The sequence below is a fragment of the Vibrio sp. T20 genome (genome assembly GCF_007858795.1).
GTDB lineage: Bacteria > Pseudomonadota > Gammaproteobacteria > Enterobacterales > Vibrionaceae > Vibrio > Vibrio satsumensis.
Genome location: NZ_VFEB01000138.1, coordinates 89,910 through 109,271 on the forward strand (window position 1 = coordinate 89,910; position 19,362 = coordinate 109,271).

Annotated in this window: 17 protein-coding genes; 5 read left to right on the forward strand and 12 right to left on the reverse strand. The window is 44.8% G+C overall.

Annotation, left to right across the window (positions count from 1 at the left end):
* Positions 1-6: 6 nt before the first annotated feature.
* Positions 7-1,509, forward strand: a complete 1,503-nt coding sequence (locus tag FTW16_RS15880; protein WP_057621742.1) for an arylsulfatase — start codon at positions 7-9, stop codon at positions 1,507-1,509.
* 68 nt (positions 1,510-1,577) lie between these two features.
* Here the strand turns inward: FTW16_RS15880 and FTW16_RS15885 are convergent, their stop codons facing one another.
* From FTW16_RS15885 to FTW16_RS15900, 4 genes are all read right to left on the reverse strand, one after another.
* The gene (locus FTW16_RS15885) at positions 1,578-2,603 is read right to left on the reverse strand and encodes a LacI family DNA-binding transcriptional regulator (RefSeq protein ID WP_146491783.1); all 1,026 of its coding nucleotides are present in this window, start codon (positions 2,601-2,603) and stop codon (positions 1,578-1,580) included.
* A gap of 312 nt (positions 2,604-2,915) precedes the next feature.
* Entirely contained in the window at positions 2,916-3,992 is a 1,077-nt protein-coding gene (locus FTW16_RS15890; protein WP_146491784.1) for a porin, read from the reverse strand.
* Positions 3,993-4,240: 248 nt separating this feature from the next.
* A complete protein-coding gene (locus tag FTW16_RS15895; protein ID WP_017629761.1) occupies positions 4,241-5,257 on the reverse strand; it encodes a nuclear transport factor 2 family protein in 1,017 nt (338 codons plus the stop codon).
* Between the two features lie 143 nt (positions 5,258-5,400).
* A complete protein-coding gene (locus tag FTW16_RS15900; RefSeq protein WP_017629762.1) occupies positions 5,401-6,696 on the reverse strand; it encodes an MFS transporter in 1,296 nt (431 codons plus the stop codon).
* A gap of 348 nt (positions 6,697-7,044) precedes the next feature.
* Here FTW16_RS15900 and FTW16_RS15905 point away from each other — a divergent pair, with 348 nt between their 5' ends.
* Positions 7,045-8,586: a sodium:solute symporter family transporter gene (locus FTW16_RS15905; protein ID WP_146491785.1), complete on the forward strand. Its 1,542-nt coding sequence runs from the start codon at positions 7,045-7,047 to the stop codon at positions 8,584-8,586.
* 127 nt (positions 8,587-8,713) lie between these two features.
* On the opposite strand, the gene FTW16_RS15910 is transcribed toward FTW16_RS15905, so the two are convergent.
* A complete protein-coding gene (locus FTW16_RS15910; protein ID WP_146491786.1) occupies positions 8,714-9,199 on the reverse strand; it encodes an Lrp/AsnC family transcriptional regulator in 486 nt (161 codons plus the stop codon).
* Positions 9,200-9,321: 122 nt separating this feature from the next.
* On the opposite strand from FTW16_RS15910, the gene FTW16_RS15915 reads away from it, so the two are divergent.
* Entirely contained in the window at positions 9,322-9,921 is a 600-nt protein-coding gene (locus FTW16_RS15915; RefSeq protein WP_016798109.1) for a LysE family translocator, read from the forward strand.
* A 129-nt stretch (positions 9,922-10,050) separates the two neighbouring features.
* Here the strand turns inward: FTW16_RS15915 and ahpF are convergent, their stop codons facing one another.
* Both ahpF and ahpC read right to left on the reverse strand, forming a co-directional pair.
* Positions 10,051-11,643: an alkyl hydroperoxide reductase subunit F gene (ahpF, locus tag FTW16_RS15920; protein WP_146491787.1), complete on the reverse strand. Its 1,593-nt coding sequence runs from the start codon at positions 11,641-11,643 to the stop codon at positions 10,051-10,053.
* A gap of 198 nt (positions 11,644-11,841) precedes the next feature.
* Positions 11,842-12,399: an alkyl hydroperoxide reductase subunit C gene (gene ahpC, locus FTW16_RS15925; protein WP_016798107.1), complete on the reverse strand. Its 558-nt coding sequence runs from the start codon at positions 12,397-12,399 to the stop codon at positions 11,842-11,844.
* A 489-nt stretch (positions 12,400-12,888) separates the two neighbouring features.
* Between ahpC and FTW16_RS15930 the strand changes: the two genes are divergently transcribed.
* On the forward strand, positions 12,889-13,380 hold the full coding sequence (locus FTW16_RS15930; RefSeq protein WP_146491788.1) for a VOC family protein: 492 nt from the start codon (positions 12,889-12,891) through the stop codon (positions 13,378-13,380).
* A gap of 308 nt (positions 13,381-13,688) precedes the next feature.
* Positions 13,689-14,141 carry a septal ring lytic transglycosylase RlpA family protein gene (locus tag FTW16_RS15935; protein WP_146491789.1) on the forward strand — a complete coding sequence of 151 codons (453 nt, stop codon included), beginning with the start codon at positions 13,689-13,691 and terminating at the stop codon, positions 14,139-14,141.
* Positions 14,142-14,353: 212 nt separating this feature from the next.
* Here FTW16_RS15935 and FTW16_RS15940 read toward each other — a convergent pair whose 3' ends face one another.
* The 5 genes from FTW16_RS15940 to FTW16_RS15960 form a co-directional block, all read right to left on the reverse strand.
* Complete coding sequence (locus FTW16_RS15940; protein ID WP_146491790.1) at positions 14,354-15,430, reverse strand: HlyD family secretion protein; 1,077 nt, start codon at positions 15,428-15,430, stop codon at positions 14,354-14,356.
* On the reverse strand, positions 15,427-15,876 hold the full coding sequence (locus FTW16_RS15945; protein ID WP_146491791.1) for a magnesium transporter: 450 nt from the start codon (positions 15,874-15,876) through the stop codon (positions 15,427-15,429). The genes FTW16_RS15940 and FTW16_RS15945 overlap by 4 nt, the downstream gene beginning before the upstream one ends.
* A gap of 49 nt (positions 15,877-15,925) precedes the next feature.
* Positions 15,926-16,567 carry a hypothetical protein gene (locus tag FTW16_RS15950; protein WP_146491792.1) on the reverse strand — a complete coding sequence of 214 codons (642 nt, stop codon included), beginning with the start codon at positions 16,565-16,567 and terminating at the stop codon, positions 15,926-15,928.
* 8 nt (positions 16,568-16,575) lie between these two features.
* A complete protein-coding gene (locus FTW16_RS15955; RefSeq protein ID WP_146491793.1) occupies positions 16,576-18,126 on the reverse strand; it encodes an amidase in 1,551 nt (516 codons plus the stop codon).
* A 143-nt stretch (positions 18,127-18,269) separates the two neighbouring features.
* Positions 18,270-19,274 carry a helix-turn-helix domain-containing protein gene (locus tag FTW16_RS15960; RefSeq protein ID WP_186728081.1) on the reverse strand — a complete coding sequence of 335 codons (1,005 nt, stop codon included), beginning with the start codon at positions 19,272-19,274 and terminating at the stop codon, positions 18,270-18,272.
* Positions 19,275-19,362: the final 88 nt, after the last annotated feature.

Here is a 19,362-nt window from a genome sequence, read left to right on the forward strand (position 1 = left end):
CATTCTATGAAAAGGATTTTCCATCTTCTTATCCTGAGTGTGTTGAGTAGCTTTTCGCTATCAGCATGGTCAGCTCAAGAGCAGCCAAATATCTTTGTTATCTTCACTGATGATGTGGGGATCTCAAACTTAAGTGCCTATCACAATGGCGTGATGAGCAGTGAAACACCAAATATCGACAGCATTGCCGAGAAAGGCATGTTACTTACCGATTACTACGCTCAACCTTCGTGTACCGCGGGTCGTTCAGCCTTCTTAACTGGGCAGTTACCAGTACGAACAGGCATGCACTCCGTTGGCTTACCTGGTGGGCCTGTGGGTTTGAGTGCGGATACCCCAACGCTTCCAGAAATGCTCAAGAGCATGGGCTATGTGACGGGGCAATTTGGTAAAAACCACTTAGGTGACCGAGACGAATTTTTACCAACTATGCATGGTTTTGATGAGTATTGGGGTTGGTTGTATCACTTGAATGCGATGGAATACACCGAAGACCCTGATTGGCCAAAAGACGGTTCGTTAGACGCATTTGCACCTCGTAACGTGATCTATTCAAGAGCGGATGGTAAGGGCGGACAAACCATCGAGGATGATGGCGCGCTGTCGATTGAGCGCATGCGCACACTGGATGATGAAGTCAATAAACACGCTATCAACTTTATCGAAAGGGCGGTTGAAGCGGAGAAGCCATTCTTTACTTGGTATTGCCCATCACGAGGTCATGTCTGGACGCACCTTTCTGAAGAGTACGAAGCCATGCTTGGGCAGAACGGCTGGGGACTGCAAGAAGTGGTGATGAAAGATCTCGATGATCACGTTGGTGAAATGCTTGCCAAAATGGAAGAACTCGGCATTGCAGATAACACCATCATCATTTTCACGGCCGATAATGGCCCTGAAATCATGACATGGCCAGATGGCGGTATGACACCATTCCATGGTGAGAAAGGCACAACATGGGAAGGTGGTGTTCGTGCTCCTGCATTGGTGAGTTGGCCGGGTAAAATCCCAGCAGGCAGTGTAGGCAATGGCATCTTTGATGGTATGGATTGGTTACCAACACTGATTGCAGCGGCGGGTGGCCCAACAGATCTGAAAGAGAAAATGCTGAAAGGTCACGATGGGTTTAAAGCGCACTTAGATGGTTATAACCAAGTCGATATGCTGACGGAAAAAGGTGAGTCGAATCGTAAAGAAATTTACTACTACGAACGAGATAAGCTACAAGCGGTTCGAGTGGGGGATTGGAAAGCGCACTTCGTGGTACAGAATCACGGTTGGAGCGGCCCGAAAGAAGAACTCAATGCTCCGTTGCTGTTCAACTTACGTCGTGACCCATACGAGCGAGCAGCTGAAGAATCAGGTATGTACTTGAAGTGGATGGGGCAGAAGATGTGGGCGTTTGGTCCTGCTCAAGCCGCTATTCAGCAACACTTGGCGACCTTCGAAGAGTGGCCTCCCGTTACGCCTGAATCTCCGGCAGAGAAAACCGGCGGTGTGGGTAACTAGTTAAATATCATAAAAAATCCCGCTCACACTGAGCGGGATTTTTATTGGAATGCGTCTTAACGTTGGTTCTATTTCAGCGTGGTGTTTCGTTCAATGAACTTCACAGGCACCATCAACTTAACCAAGCTGGTGTCTTGCTCTTGAATCTGGCTAACGATAATTTTCACTGACTCACGCGCAAGGCGTTTGAAATCTTGCTTGAAGGTAGTGAGTTGGTAGTTCAACCACTGAGTTTGCGGAATATCATCAAAACCAATCACTTGAAGATCTTCTGGAATACGCAGGTTGAACTCTAAGCGCGCCACATCCATTACCGCCATCGCTAGGTTATCTGTCGCGCAGAAAATCGCTTGAGGATGTGTGGGTTCTGAGAATAGGGTTCGAATGGTATCGAGTGCATCAAGGTAGTCGTAGTCAGCTTCAATAACACGAGCTTGCTTGCCAGTGAGGTCTTCGAATTCTGAACAAAAGCCCGATTCACGCTCGCCGTTGGTGTAGGTTGGTACGTTACCTGTCAGGTAAACTGCTGATTTCGTTCCCACGCTATGAAAGTGTTGAGCGGCAACTTGGCCTGCGGCGTAGTTGTCACTCACTACATGGCTACTCTTAGTCCCTTCAACCACTCGTGCATATTGAACGATCGGGATATCGAACTCTTCACACTCTTCATAAAGCGACTTATTAAAGGTCGCAGAAGCGGCAATCACGCCATCAACTCGGTATTGGAAGATATTAGGAATAGAGTGGTTATCGTTTCCATCAACTTGCCAAGGAATCAATACCGCAGAGTAACCCTGTTTTTGTAGCTCAGTGGAGATAAGCTGTAGGGTTTTCATGTGGATAGGGTAGTCAGCGTCAGGAAAAACTAGGCCAATCAATTTGGATTCATTTGTCGTCAGACTGCGGGCAAAGGCATTGGGACGATAATTCAACGATTTTGCTGCATCGAACACTTTCTGCTTGGTCTTTTCAGACACCGAACTGCCCGGTACAAATACGCGAGATACCGTTGATTGAGAAACGCCAGCGAGCTTAGCGACATCTTTTGAAGTAACGGTTGGCTTTGACGCCGTGGAGTGTTTTGGAGAGTTCATAGACCATACTTTTGAACCTAATTAACTGCGCACAGGATACCATAATTAGGTACGTACTCATAAAGCAATAACAAGGAATGATATGAAAAATAAGGAATAATGACTATTTTGAATTTGATGTTGGGTATAACCCATTCTCTGTGTTGGAAAAAAGTATGATTACAGAGATAGTGACTAAAAAGCTCTGCGTGAGAGCAGAGCTTTAGATTACGAGTTTACCCACAAATTGAGTGACATATTACTAAGCCATAAGCCATAAGCCATAAGCCATAAGCCACTAGCCACTAGCCACTAGCCACTAGCCACTAGCCATTAGAAGTAGTAACGAATACCAGCCGCGAATTGATCATCGCTATTCTCGTAATGGTTACCAACAGACTTGTCGTTGCCATTATCAAACTGGTATTCCGTCCACACTAAGAACTTGTTCTTCTTAAAGTGGTACTCAAGGCCAGGGATAATTAGCTGACGCTCGTAGCCATTTGCGTTGTCGTCTGTGTCCGTTAAGTAGTTAACGTTAAAGGTTGGACGTAGACCATTTTCAAAGTGGTAGTAGGTGAAGAATTCAGCACCACGGTGGTCGTAGAATTCAGCTTGGCTGGTGGTTTCCCAGTTTGAACCTTGGCTGTAGGTGAAACCAACGAATAGACCATCATTGGTATAGTTAACGCCTAATAGACCAATGCGTTGTGTATCGCCATCTTTGATGTTTTGAACGCCCGCATCGACATCATCAAACTCATTCTGGTGGTAAGCTAAACCAATGGTTAGGCCATCCATAATAGTGTACAGCGTTGATGCGCCCATACCGTTTTTCAGGGTTGCTGTTAAGCCGTCTGCTAGGCCAACATCTTCGCGAGTGGTTTGGTAAGTGAAGCCGTATTTCCAGTTGTCATTGATGTTGTTGCGGTAAGTAATTGAGTTTTCAGCACGGCCTGTACCAGAAGCAATACCCCAGTCAGATAGGTTGTAGTAACCAGAACCACGTGAACCAAATACCCGGCCCATATCGGTAAACCAAGCCACGTCGTAGAAGGTAGACCATTGTTTTGTGCCGGCAGCAATCTTACCGTATTTCTCGTGCTCAACGCCTGCGTATAGAAGTCGGTCGTAAATGTTATTGCCGTTGGCGCCTGAGTTATAACCCCATTCGGCATGGCCAAAGCCAGTCCAGTCGTTGTCTAGTCCCATTTGACCCTTAAGGCCGAAACGCGAACTACCGCTGTTCCATTCGCCGTTGTGATCGCCACCTTTATCTTGGTAACGAACGTCGAAACGACCATCTAGTGTTAGGCTATCGCCCGCGTCATTGGTAAAAGTGTGTGCAGCAAAAGCAGAACCCGAGGTAAGTGCTGTCAGGATCACTGCTGAAAGAATCGACTTATTCATTGTTATTCTCTTTATTCAGGCCGCAGAAAGCCACCGTGCTTTCGAGCCCGTTATATTGGTAATGGTTTGGCAGGGTGTACCCCATCCATGAGGTACTAGTGGATTCAATTATTAGTGGAGCAATAATGAATTGGTTGGAGCACTTACTAGGAGCGAGAAGGATCTCCCAGTAAGCGTAGCAACCCAAATCAGATGCCTATTTAGGTTGCCACTGTTTCGTTTCAATCTTTTGGATTAAAGCGTTTGGATTAAAGCGTTGGGTTCATGATGGTTGAAGTACGTTCGAACACGTCTAGACCTTGCTGTTGTAGCCAGTAAGGAAGGTCGATAAGAACCCAGTTTTCAGACAGCTTGTCACCATCACGGTAGTACACGTCAACCACTTGCATGTTTGCACGGACTTCACCGCCAGTCATACCTAGGAAGCCACCTGTTGGTGTGTTTGATAGGTTTGGCCAACCGAAGAAGCAAGAGAAGTTACCTTCAGCGAAGCGACAAACGTGGCCGTTGAACTTCTTGTCTTTCAGGTTGTTACGGAAAGGCAGTTGGTGCTGCTGTTGGTAGCGAGGAATTGTGTAAGACGCGCCGATACCACATGGACCGTACCAAATCATGTCTTTTGACCAGCTCTTCGCTAGTACTTCTGGTGGGCAACCCATTGCGCCGCTGTCGTTAAGAGCAGAAAGGTCATCAACCATTTTGTTTACTAGCGCTAGTGTTGCAACGCCTTCTTCTGGATCTGCATCTTCAAATAACAGACCATCGTGGTTACGTGGACCAGGGTAAACGAAGTGCTTACCAGTTGAAGGTGGAAGTGGGTAGCAACCCGCTTGGTCCATCATGCCTAGTAGATCTAGGAACAGGCCAGTCTTTGTGATTTTGCCATCAACAACACAGTTAAATTCTGCGTAGCGAACGTTCATGATTTTGCCGGTAGGGCGCATGCCTAGGTATTCAGCATCGAACAGACCCATGAAGTGACCCATGCTCATTACCCAAATCTCATCTGGGTTAACTTCGTTGTTACCGCCGATGAAGATGTCTTGACGACGCTGCATGCGAGTCATTGATTTCATCATAGGAGCCCAGAATACGTCAGCCGCAGCTTGTGCGCCTTCTTGCTCACGGAATGGGTAAACACCGCGCCACAAGTAATCTTCAGAAGTGTGTGCTTTTAAAACTTCAGCAACGTTCTCGTGAGTTGCGTTTTCCATTGCATCAAAGTATTCGCGAACAATGCGTTTAGCTTCTTGATATTTAGACATAATTCATTCTCTTTTTGTTGTCGAGTCAACATTCGGAACAGGACTCGATTTGGATTTTGTTACCGGCTGACTAATCAGCCGGATTGATGTTTGTTTCGCGTCTTTAGAGGCGTTCAACTTTTTGAGGTTTCAACTAAAGGGGATTAAGCTTTTGCTGTTTCCGCTTTTTTGCTCTTGTCGAAGATGCCGCCTTTCAATGTTTCTGGTAGTGATAGCCACAGTAGACCAGCCACAATCCATACGATTGGTGAGCCCCACATTGCTGTCGCAAGGTCGCTGCGCTCTTGAATGAATACCAACACCATTGGTGCCCACATGCCGATGATACGACCGCCGTGGAACAGTGCAGCACCGAAGCTACGTAGGTGAGCTGGGAACAGTTCTGAGAAGTAACCACCCCATACTGCAGAAGCTGACAGACCGAAGTTGTAGATAAGACCTAAAATAGCCAGCATGTTTAGGCTGCCGATCATCACGTCGCTTGGTGCGACAAAGAATACTGAAGCCATAACACCCGCAAGGATGAAGCCAAACGCATTCACTTTACGGCCGTATTTATCGGCGATTGCACCCCATACCCAAGCACCGAATAGAGAACCGAATGCCGAGATAGAGAAGATGATGCCGATGGTCGCACCGTCAAATTGACGAACATCTTTTAGGTACGTTGTCACAAAGCCAGAGAAGAATTGGTAGCCGTAGAAGTTAAGGCCGGCCAGTAATAGACAAGTGATCGTTAGCTTGCGGTATGGTGCGCTTAGCATTTCACCCCAAGAACCTTTCTTCGCTGGTGCATTAGATGCTTCAGCCGCGGCTTGATCTTCTTCACCGTAGGCGATCACTTTCTTGTCGCTAGGCAGGATGAAGATCATCAGTGCAGCAGCAACTAGAGGAGGAATACCACCCACCCACATTAGGCTCTGCCAAGGTGCGTCGATGCTAGAAATGAACGCTGCGTACGCACCCATTGCCATTAGCGCAACAGAGAACATAGAAGAAGCGAATGCCGTCAACTTACCGCGAACCGTTGGTGTGAATAGGCCGATCATCAGGCTTACTGCTACGGTGAAGTAACCACCCAAAGAAATACCGATGATGAAACGCATCGCTGCCCACATCGCGTAGTCGGTAAACATCATGTTGATGATGGTTGCGCCACCGTTTAGTGCAGTGATGACAATAAGAGTCGATTTCTTACCAAAGTTTGATGCCACCCATGCACAGCTTAGGGCACCAATAAGTGCGCCAACCGACTGCCATGTATAGAACTGAGCGGTATCCGCCAAGTTAATACCATCATACGCATCAACGATGTATGGGCGTACGTAGTCAATAATTACAAAGTTATAACAATAGAAAAAGTAGCCCACTAGAATTGCAAGATAAGCAGCTACCCTTTGAATCATAGGAACTTCGCTCATGTGTTTTTTAGTAGTCATGACCGATAAACCTTTATTTTATATAGGGTGGTTTTAGTTTTGATTATTGTGCAGTGGTTATTGATATTCACCACACCGTCGTCGTTTCGGGAGAGATAATAGAGTTTTTGTGGTTATTAGATCCGTGATCAAAGTCAACTTTAAAATGAGTGCGTACCCATTTTATGTATTTTAGTGATCTGGATCCTGTTAGATCGTGTGTTTGGGCTTTTCTGGGCGTTTTGAGCGTTTATTCGTCTATATTAGTGACAATACTCACACTTACTGTGGGTTTTTGAGGGAAAATATCCAATTTTGAGTAATATTGGCGACGAATGATTAGAAGAATACAATAAACGGAATCTCAAAATGGTTACGTACTCAAGTTTTGTGGTTATTGCTATTTATGTGTTAACTACTTTATTTATCAGCTACTTAGTAAATAAACGCTATAGCGTTGGTGGCGACTTTTCGACTGGTGGAAAACAATTTGGTTGGTTTACGGCGGGTGTGTCGATTCTTGCAACCTACATCAGTGCGATGACGTTCGTGGGTATGCCGGGCTGGGTTTATAGCTCAGGCATGGAAGCAATGAGCGTTCATCTGAATTACCCAATAGTGATCTTTTTCGCTGTGGTTTTCTTTGTTCCGGTGTTTTACAAACTTGGCCTGACCTCGATTTATGAATACTTAGAGCACCGCTTCGGCGTTGTTGCTCGCACGATCAACTCTATCGTGTTTATTGTGGTTCAGTGTATTTCGGCAGGGGTGATTTTGTATGCGGTGGCATTGATCTTGGTGCAAGTGCTGCCGGTGAGTATCTCTGAGGCGATCATCTACATCAGCTTATTTACTGCGTTGTATACCTATGCAGGCGGTATCTCGACAGTAATCTGGACTGACATGCTTCAGTCAGCAGTGTTGATTATCGGCAGCATTGCGATCTTTGTTTTATTGTTGATGAAAATCGATGCGGGCGAGGTGTTGTCTCCTGAACATTTGAATATCATCAATCTCGATTTTGACTTGGGCGTTGATACCACATTGTGGGCTGGTGTCGTGGCTGTGAGCTTCTTGCACCTGAGTGTGTATGGTACTAACCAGCTGATTATTCAAAGAACGTTGGCGACTAAGTGCGTTAAAACAGCGCAAAAATCGATGCTGCTTTGTGGTTACGGCGCTTTCTTCATCTATCTGTTTTTTGCTGTGATGGGCGTTTTGTTGAGTGTCTTTTATCAAGACACCAGTTTTGAGAATAGTAATGAAGTGATTCTCGATTTCGTGTTTAACCACACTAACCCAATCATTGTTGGGCTTGTAATCTCAGCACTGTCGGCTGCGGCGATGTCGACACTGGATTCTACTTATAACTCAATGGCAACTGTGGCGACATTCGATTTCTATAAGCGCTTTTTCCGTAAATCAGTCTCCGATGCGCATTTAGAATCGGTGGCAAGAAAAATGAGTCTCGTTGCTGCCGCTTCGGTTGTTGTGCCTGCTTTACTGGCGGTTTCTAACGAATCTGTACTCAAAACCATTGCCAGCCTGACTTCAATTTTTGTTGGTATTCGTCTTGGCTCTTTCATCCTTGGTTTGTTCTTCAAGAAAGCGAATGAGAAGGGCGTGATTGCCGGCAGTATCGGTAGTGTGGTTGTGGTGTTCATTGCCAAATACAGTGGTATTTCTTGGCCTTGGTTTGCACTGATTGGCACCGTCGTTTTTCTCGTTCTTGGTGTTATCGTGAGCCGATTCTTTGGTGAAGTCACTCAACAACAGAATGAATTTATCGCTAAGCAAAAACATTTGTTCGCTAAGCCAACCGCGAGTCACTACGGCTTATTGGTGTTCGCCGTTGTGACCATTGCTGCTTGTACTGTTATCCCTGATTGGCTTTATACCGCTCTTTCTTAACTCACCCTTGTGAATAGCCAAGTTGGTTAAACTAAACAAGTAATCACGTTAAGTTCAGCGCTTTAGAATTCAGAAATCTATAGCGGCTGGGCTTTTTGTTTGATGTGTTTTAGGGAGAGACAGCTGACTAGTCTGAAAGCGGCAGCTGATAGCTGTTTTTCAACTCTTTCACTGAGATGTTGGATTGAATCGCACTCACGCCTTTCACTCTTCGAATCGAGCTAATACGCTCAAAGTACTCTTCTAAATCTTTTGCCAACACTTGCACCATGTAATCGGCGCCGCCTGCAATGCAGTGACACATTGGAATCCAATCGGTTACCGCGACAAACTCTTCGAACGGTTCTGTGTTTTCTACTTCATGATTACCTAAAGTCACAAGAGTAAAACCAGCCACATGAAAGCCTAATTTCTTACGATTCAGCTTCGCGGCATAACCATCGATATAGCCAGTTTCTTCCATGCGTTTCCAACGACGCCAGCAAGGGGTTTCGCTGAGGTTGACCTTCTCTGCGAGCTTGCTGTTGCTCATGCGTCCGTCTTGTTGGATATGTTCTAAGATGGCGATATCTGTGTCATCTAACACTTCTTTGGTGGATTCTTTCTGTTTCATGGTTTTTTTAGAAAAGTCTTGCTCAAATTTGGATTAATATTAGCCTATATAGCAATTTAATTCCTAGTCGAATCTGTAAACTCTCTCCCTATAAATACTTTACTTATTAGGAGTGAGAGGAAATGAGCTCTCAATTAATGCTGGCGTTCTTGCTATTTTCAACATCAATTGCAATTACCCCTGGGGCAGGCAATATCGCATTACTTGGGATTTCAAGTCGTTATGGATTTGCTGCGACTTTACCTTTTATCTCTGGGAACGCTGTTGGCATCATCATCGTACTGGCGGGTTCCAGTGTCGGTTTGGTGAGCCTATTTACCCTTTACCCAGAGCTATACAACATTTTAAAGTACGCGGGCGCGGCTTATTTGCTGTTCATGGCATGGTCGATTGCTAACATGCAAATCGAAGAAAGCACCACCGACAATCGTTCAGGTTTCATGTCTGGTGTGCTGGTGCAGGTGTTAAACCCTAAAGGTTGGATAGCGTCATTAACCGTGTTTTCACAGTTCATCACTCCGAATGCAGATTACTTGATTCAAGTGGTGACCATTATCGCGGGTATGGTTATTACCGGTGTACCATGTATGTTGGTGTGGGCGTATTGCGGTACCATGCTTAAAAAGTTGCTGCAATCACCAAAACAGATGATGTTTGTGAACCGCTGCTTGGGTGGAAGCTTAGCAATGGTGGTGGCCTTTATGCTTTATCAACCGGCATAAATCACAAAGAAAAAAACCACTCCTAAATCCATAGGAGTGGTGTCTAAATGTCGACTAAGTCGTTAACAATAAAGAATTAAGTTAACAAATATTTAAGGAACTTGAGTTAAAAGCTTTTCAGTTTAAAGATTAAACGGATTCAGCCTCTTTAACTGGAGCTGAGTTACGGATTAGGTGGTCAAATGCACCTAAACTTGCTTTAGCACCTTCACCCATCGCAATGATGATCTGTTTGTAAGGAACTGTCGTTACATCACCCGCTGCGAATACACCTTTCATTGATGTTGCGCCATGAGCGTTAATCTCAATCTCACCGCGTGGTGAAAGCTCAACCTTCGAACCCTTCAACCATTCGCTGTTTGGCATCAGGCCGATTTGAACAAAGATACCCGCTAGTTCGATCTGTTTAAGTTCGTCGGTGTTGCGGTCTTTGTATTCCAGACCTGTTACACGGTTGCCATCACCAATTACTTGCGTTGTTTGCGCCATCTTGATGATTTCGATGTTTGGTGTTGCGTTCGCTTTATCGATAAGCACTTGGTCAGCACGCAGTGTGTCTGCAAATTCAAGTACGGTTACATGTTCCACAATACCAGCTAAGTCGATAGCCGCTTCAATGCCTGAGTTACCGCCACCGATAACCGCTGTTTTCTTACCTTTGAACAGTGGACCGTCACAGTGTGGGCAGTAAGCAACGCCTTTGTTGCGGTACTCTTGTTCACCTGGAACGTTCATTTCACGCCAGCGAGCTCCGGTACTGGTGATGACTGTGCGAGCTCGCAGTGTTGCGCCGCTCTCTAGTTCAACGTGGATGTAACCGTCTTCGGTGTCTTCTGCCGCAATGATGTTCGCAGCGCGCTGCTCCGTCATCACTTCAACACCGTACTCTTTTACGTGCTCTTCAAGGCTTGCCACTAATTTAGGGCCAGTTGTCGCTTTCACTGAGATAAAGTTCTCAATCGCCATGGTATCCATTACTTGGCCACCGAATCGGTCAGCAACTACACCAGTGCGAATGCCTTTACGTGCAGCATAAATTGCCGCTGAAGAACCTGCAGGGCCGCCACCTACCACCAATACATCAAACGGTGCTTGTTGGTTTAGGTTTGCTGCCTTCTTTTCTGCTGCGCCTGAGTCGACTTTGTTCAGGATCTCAGCCAGTGACATGCGGCCTTGACCAAATAGCTCACCGTTAATGAATACACTTGGTACCGCCATGATATCGCGAGACTTCACTTCATCTTGGAATGCAGCGCCATCAATCATGGTTGTCTTAATCAGAGGGTTAATCGCTGACATCATATTGAATGCCTGAACCACTTCTGGACAGTTTTGGCATGATAGTGAGATGAAAACCTCTACGTTAAGCTCTTGATCTAATTCTTTAATTTGTTCGATTACGTCAGCTTCAAGCTTGATAGGGTGACCACCACTATGAAGCAGTGCCAATACCAGTGACGTGAACTCGTGACCCATTGGTAAACCGGCGAAACCGATCGCAGTGCCTTTCTCTTGGTTCACTACCTGCATGATAGGGCTGCGCGTGCTTGCGCTATCATCGCGAGTTATTTCAATTTTGTCGGTTAAAGATGCGATATCGTTCGCTAGGTCTTGGAGTTTGTGTGCGGTATCGCTGTCATCTAGGCTCAGCACTAACTGAACATTGGTTTTTAAGTTTTCTAGGTATGCTTTTAGCTGCTGCTTCATTGCTTGATCTAACATAATCGTGCCTGCTCTTAAATTCTGTGTCTTGGTATTGACCAATACCTTCTTGCTGAAAAAGGAAAATAAAAAGGGGGCGCAAGTCGGCAAATATTGTGGTGTTGATGGTTTGAAAGGGTGGCGCGCAACTGCCCTTTAGGAGGGAGGCCGAAGCGCGCCTGTAGAACCGTTTATTTGTTCTTTTTAGATAGGCTTAGATTAAATCTTGCCTACTAGGTCTAGAGATGGAGCTAGAGTCTCTTCACCTTCTTTCCATTTAGCTGGGCAAACTTCACCTGGGTTAGCCGCTACGTATTGTGCTGCTTTAACCTTGCGTAGTAGGTCTTCAGCGTCACGACCGATACCTTCAGCAGTGATTTCCATTGCTTGGATAACGCCTTCTGGGTCGATTAGGAACGTAGCGCGGTCTGCTAGGCCTTGACCTTCACGCATTACGTTGAAGTTGTTTGTGATGTTGCCAGTTTGGTCGCCTACCATGAAGTATTCGATAGTGCCGATTTTGTCAGAAGTATCATGCCAAGCTTTGTGAGAGAAATGCGTGTCAGTTGATACTGAGTAAACTTCTACGCCGCGAGATTGAAGCTCTGCGTATTTGTCTTGTAGGTCAACTAGCTCAGTTGGACATACAAACGTGAAGTCTGCTGGGTAGAAGAAGAATACAGCCCACTTGCCTTTAACGTCTTGCTCAGTGATTTCTACGAATTCGCCGTTTTTGAATGCTGTTGCGTTGAATGGTTTGATTTCTGTGTTGATCATGTTGGACTCTCTTTCTAATTTGTAGTGTTTAACGCTATTCCGCGTCGATGGAGATATATTGCATCTGCACCGTAAATTAGTGAAATCGGACATTTCTATAGATTCAATAGGCAAATCCTATCTTTGATAGAAGAAAGCTATCGATAAAAGCTATCAACAAAAACTATTGGCAAAAACCATCAAACATCAGCATCACCCATTTGAGGAGCTATGCTCTTTAAGCTGTCCTCTACATTTGGCTTATCTCTATTAGCGTGAACGTCTATTTCTAGTTTGAGTATCTATGTATAGCGTGAACATCTATGTAGACAGTGTTTCCTTAAGTGAGCTGAGATCTTCTACCAACCCATAAATAACAAAAAATTATCATTAATATAATTTATGATAATTTTAGTTAATCACGGTCTCTCCCTATACTCTCTTCATCGAAACGAAATAACGAAGCTAGACTTCGAAAAACACAGAATAAAAAACGAATTGGAGAAAGTTATGAAAATGAATCACGTAGGCATCATGGTAGGCGACATGGACCAAGCAGTAGAGTTTTACACTAAGGCTCTAGGTCTAAGAGTTGTAATGAACAACACTAAGGTGATGGAAGAACGCGAATCAGCAATTGGCCGTATGTGTATCGCTGTTTTTGGCGAAGGCTTCAAAGGCTTCAACATTGCACACCTAGTTACATCTGATGGTATCGGTGTTGAACTGTTCGAAATGGTTGACCGTGAAGACCGTCATAACGTTGATTTCTCTCGTTTAGGTATCTTCCACTTCTGTTTACAGCTTCCAAAAGAGCAATTTCATTCAGCTATTAAACGCGTTGAAGAGTTTGGCGGTAAGGTTCGTATGGACATCATGTGCTACCACCCAGAAGACGAACTAAAACAAGCGCAAATGGTTTACCTAGAAGACCCGTTTGGCAACCTATTCGAGTTCTACTCTCACTCATACGAAGATACGTACGCGACTGATTACGAGTAATCGCGTTACTGCCTTCGACAAGGTAGAAGAACCGAAACACCCCCTAAAGAGGATTGGTAGCGATACCAATCCTTTTTGGTGTTTGGGTGTTTTTGGCCGAGTGGCTTACCATATGCGCTGATTAAGAAGTATAAAACTCTAATTCATTGTTAAAGTTGACGTTTTGAAGATAAAACCTTTCATGGATATGACGGAAGGAAGCGTGCTTCATGAAAACATTGTGCGTTCATACCGGACGGTAGCCTTTGCTGAGCAGTGACTATACTCAGCATTACATGGCGAACCAAAACACAACGAAAACAGAGAAAATGCACAGATTAGCGCACCCAAATTATATGAAAAAACTACATATCATCTTTACCGCTCTTATTCTTATGATACTAGCCGGATGCACTTCAACGTCGGCGGTCGGCAGTTCTAAAACAAAAGATTATGCCAAGTCACATGCTCTTGCTGGTAAAGCTTCTTGGTATGGTGATAAGTTCCATGGAAAGCTCACAGCAAGTGGTGAGACGTATAATATGAATGCTTATACGGCAGCGCATAAAACCTTAGCCTTTGGCACGATCGTGAGAGTGACTAACACTGCCAATAATAAGTCTGTCGAAGTTAAAATTAACGACCGAGGCCCTTACGTAAAAGGCCGAGTTATCGATCTTTCGCACAAGGCATTTGCAAAAATCGGCAATGTTAAGCAAGGCACTGTACCTGTCAGAATCGAGATTGTTGATGACAGCAATACCTTTAGGTACAAGCACTAATCTTCTTCAACCTCCCTCTTGACCAAGATCATCGACTTCTTATCGATTGCCGAAAGGGGAGGTGCTGAATACCGAAGTCTAAAAGTGTAACTGGACATTGAGAGCCCAATACGGTTAGGTCTGATTGCGGTACTTGTTTGGTATATGGTGGGGATAGATGTGAAAAAAGAGTAGCTGTTGCTACTCTTATATTTTTATGGATTACGGGGCCTTTATAAAGCCATCAAATAAGATTTCATTGCGGTAAGACGCATGGTTGCACCACCAATCATATCGATAAACCCTACGGAAGCTGGTTTCTTGGCACTAATCCAAGCCTGACCGGATGAACCAATCGGGATGTCGTAACCACCATTCATGTTTTCATCGAATTCAATCAACACGGTACGTCCATGAGCACTCATGTTATTCCCAATGTGCTGACGTACATGCTGATCACCAGGCATCAAACTTACTTGAGCTTCACCCGTACCGGTACGAATGCTGTGTACACGGCCTCGGAAGGTTTTTCCGGGGAATGCATCCACATAGAATTCGGAAAACTGACCGGGTTCAATATAGTTGTAGGTTTGATCGGCAATACGCATCTCAACAAATTTACGAGAGGTATCGTACAAGTGAATACCACCAAAAATGGTACCTGCCGAAATGTTTACAACACTGACCTGGCCGTCGAATGGAGCGCGTACTTCTTTACGTTCATCTTGCCAATGTGCTGTTTTTAACCTTGCTTCAACGCCTACGATTTGAGACCGAACAGCATGAATAGCGGCATCAACAGCTGCAGATGCTGCTCTTGCCGTGTTGAGTTGAGCTTTCACATCATCAAGGTTTTGTTCCGCTGCAAAGTTTCCCATTTTACTTAGGCGTTTATAGTTTGACTCGATGTTTTTGATAGTGTGCACATCCGCCGTTTTTTGCGCTTTATGAGCCGTGATTTGAGCCAGCAACGCTTGTTTTTCAGCATTGAGAGCTTCAATGGAGCTTTGTGTATCCACGTTCACTTGCGTATAAAGCAGTTGCCCTTTTGTGACTTTCTGGTTGTGGTCAACAAACACCTTGTCAACTTGCATCCCCATAAACGGAGCTAATGTAGCGTGGGGAGCTTTTACTGTCGTCGAATTCGTCATATCAACAGGTGACCAGATACGGTGGCCGAAAAATAACACCATGAGAATCCCAAATCCGATCCCAACCATCTTTACGGCGTTACGAAGATTCCATGTGACAATGCCCATCTTGACCAAAATCCAACAGATCAAAATATACGGTATTAGCATCTCTTTCATGATTGAGTTTCCTCTTTAACCTTCTTAGATAATCGAATGATTGATTCGCCTAATGCAGACCAATTTGTAAACGCGATAATGATGGCCAAAATCCACCATGTATTATCAATAAACAGACCCAGCATGGTGAGGGCTGAAACGAGGGTGACATGCGCCGCCATGGTCTTTTCCGCTTTGTGGACAGCAATCTCATGAAGTTCCCACGCCATTTTAAGCAGATAAACCACCATTAATAATGTCAACACAGAAGCAAACCCAATAAACCATTCCGCGTTCATTAGGGCGATAGGGACAGGGTAACCGCCGCTGTAAAAGTACTCTTCAGGAATGTCTTTACCATTAATTTCTGCGCCGAGCTGGAAAAACCAACCTAGACCAACACAAGCAAAAATGAACAAGAGTTTTTTGAATAAAGCTGTTAAAAAGGATTGAATTTTCTTAAACATACCAATCTCGAATGTTGAGATTAGGCAACACATAATGGTTGCCTAACAGTTAAATGCTGAGGTTTACACCAACAACCCACGCGTAGTAATCACGATCCTGTTGAGTTCTGATCTCAACGAATGGTGAAAACGTTTCCGCTTGTTTGGTCACTCTCCATTGAAAATCGTTGCGATTTTCGTTAGAGAAGTAGATGTGTTGTAGGTAGGTATCAAATCCATTGAAGGCATAGCCAATGACATTATCTAAACGCGTCGTGCTACTTAGTGCATCAAAGTCCGCGTGGTGATAACGAGTTCGGTGGCTAAGGTAAAGTCCGTTTTTAAAGCCATATTGCAAAGCGATAGACGGACGATTCTCAAGAGATTCACCTAGTCCAAATAAGTTCTGGTAACCAAAACTTATTGCCGCCTGCTGCCCTATTGCGATACGCTGGATAGCTCCAAACTGAGTCACTTGAAAGGGAGGTGTGTTTTGATCTACCTCGCCAACATTAGCGCTGTCGATCTCACCCATTAGCATCAAACGACCAAGCGTATTTTGACTGTAATGGTAGCCTTCAAGAGAAGTGGTGACATTTGATCCATTGGCTTCCATATCGCCAAATTTAGCGTAGCCGCTAAATAACCAGCTGTTGGCAACCGCAGCATGACTCATTAGATACAGAGTGACTGAAAGAACGTACTTTCTCATTTTATTTCCTAAACAAAGTGTGGTGCTGTTTTGTATGCCCATGGACTCGCATTTTCGAGTTCATAAGCGAGACCAAACAATGTGCGGTCGTTGCCACGAGCCGCGCTGAACATGCTACCAATTGGGATGCCTGTTCGAGTCCAATAAAGAGGAACGGATATCGATGGGTTGTCAGCCATGTTAGCGATCGGTGTGTATGATAGAGCACGGTTACTTAGTTCTTTGAAGACACCGAAATCGCTATTAAGGTTTGGATTTGTTAGCGTGTGGTCATGGGCTTTGTCCGGCGTTACTGGCGTTAGCCATACATCGATAGACTTATAGAATTGATCGTTCATTTGCACATCAAGTGACTGCTGGTAAGCAAAACCTTGCTCAACGAACTTACTGTTTTTTCTCGCATGGTGTTCAAATTCACGGATCCAACCAACCGTTGGCCAGCCAAGAATTTTAGAATCTTCGAGTTTCTGTTTCGTTTGAGCTTCAACCATTTTACCCAGTTGCCCCAAACGGCTACCGAATACAGCTGTGAAGTTGTGCATGAACTCAGGACCACGTACAGGGTTGGTTACTTCAATCACTTCATGACCAAGATTAAGCAGTATCTTGATGGTGTTTGTCATCGCGTTTTGAGTTTCTGTGTCTGGCATATCGCCAAACATGTTTTTCATTGAAACACCGATGCGGAGCTTTTTCTCGATAGGCTGAGTCACATAGCCGAGTGGGACACGGCGGTGCTTGTTATTACTACGAACATGGTTTTCGGTTAAGCTTGCTGCTAAAGCTGTATCGCGAACTGAACGTGACATAAATGAGGAGTGCGTGAGTACAAAATCATCGGTACCAACAGCACCAGAAATAAGTAAGTTGCGGCTTGGTTTATAGCCGAAAATGCCACACATTGACGCGGGAATACGACAAGAACCACCACCATCGGTACCATGAACTATGGGTGTATAACCCGCAGCTACAGCAGCGCCAGCGCCACCAGATGAACCGCCAGAGCTACGATCGAGATTCCAAGGGTTACGAGTAGTGCCAAAGAGGATGCTTTCTGTTGATGCAGAACTGGTAAATTCAGGTGAGTGAGTCATACCCAGAACGTTAAATCCCGCCGTTTCACACGCAACGACAAAATCAGATGATTGCTCAGGAATGTTATTCTTGAGCAATAGCGAACCATTGGTCGATGGCACACCAGCAACGTCGACACAATCTTTAACTAGTAACGGAACGCCCGCGAAAGGAGCATTTTTATTGATGTTATTTGCGTTTTTCAACGCGGCATCAAAACGTTCATTGACTACAGCATTAATTGTACCGTTAGTCAGCTTAATTTTTTCGATGGCTTCTTGGGCTAGCTCTTTTGGGGTCGCTTGCCCAGTTCGGACAAGGTTTGCCATAGCAATACCGTCGAGTGGGGTGCGTTTTGGTGAAGCATTTGTCTGTTTAGTTGTACTCGTTGAATTGGTAGCGGCCATTGCACTTGGAACTGCTGCACTAATCGCTACAGCTGAACCGGCCATGCCGATGTTCTTTATAAAATCACGTCTTTTCATAGAATATTCCTCAAAAATCTAGTGAGGATTATATGAATTTATACGTTGCCAGCTTTGCTCTCGGAAGCCATAAAATTGTTATTATCCGCCAATTATCTCTAATGTGAATATGCTCGAATGGCATTCATCATTCATGACGGTTTCTAATTGTGATGTTGTTTGAGCGCCTGTTTTGGAGAGATCCCTGTCCAACGTTTGAATGCGTGTGAAAATGCACTGAGATCTGAAAATCCAAGTTGGTAGGCGATTTCTGTTAAATTGTCTTTATTGCTATCAAACTCTTTTAGAACAAATTCGAGGCGAACCTGTTTGAGTACTTCAGAAAAAGAGGTATCGAGCTGCTTTAACTTGCGGCTGTATGAACGAGACGACATATTAAGATACTGCGCCACAGCCTCTTGGTTCGAATCCGTTAATCCTATTTCGTACAGTGCCTTATATGTGAGCGCAATAATGTTGGTGCTTACGTTTAATTGAAGCTCTTCATAGGCCCGCTTTTTAGTGGCTTCATGAAGTGAGGCATTGGCGAATTTTAATGGTTTATAGAGGTTTTCTTTTTTAATGACGATACGACGCATACTGTGTCCGTAGTCCATTTCGCACCCAGTGATTTGTTTGAATCGCTCTAAGTGTTCCTCGCCAATATGCCAGGCTAACATTTTGAAATGGACAGAGAGCGTAGGATCACCACTGCATACGCGTATGAACTTTAGAAGGGCAGCGCCGTAAACGGTCATAAGCTCCAGATGTAAATCTTGGTCTGACTGTTCGATTAGCCACATCTCGCCCTCGCCAAAAGGGGTTTCACGATAAACGGTACTAATAGTCCCGCCAAATAGAACCTGAAACTCCGACATGAGCTTCATTAGCGTACGTAAGTCAGGCGCTGACGCAAGCATGACCCCCACTGTGCCAAAACTTAAGGGATTGAGGCTCTCCACCGCTAGGAACAAAGAAGCGTAATCTTTACGGTATTCAACAATCCGTCTTAGGGACTGTTTAAACTCACTATAATCGACAGAAGAGGAGCATTTCCACTGTTGGTATTGCTGTGGGTCGGGGAAAATACGATCTAAGGGGATGTCATTAGCTTTCACAAAATCATCGATCATTTCAAACCAGGCTGAGTTGATCTCCATACCTTTCATTGTTGGGCCTACCATATATTGAATGCCTTGACCTTATGTTCCTTGTTGGACTGTACCTTAGTATTGGTTGCTACTATAGGTATCTTCG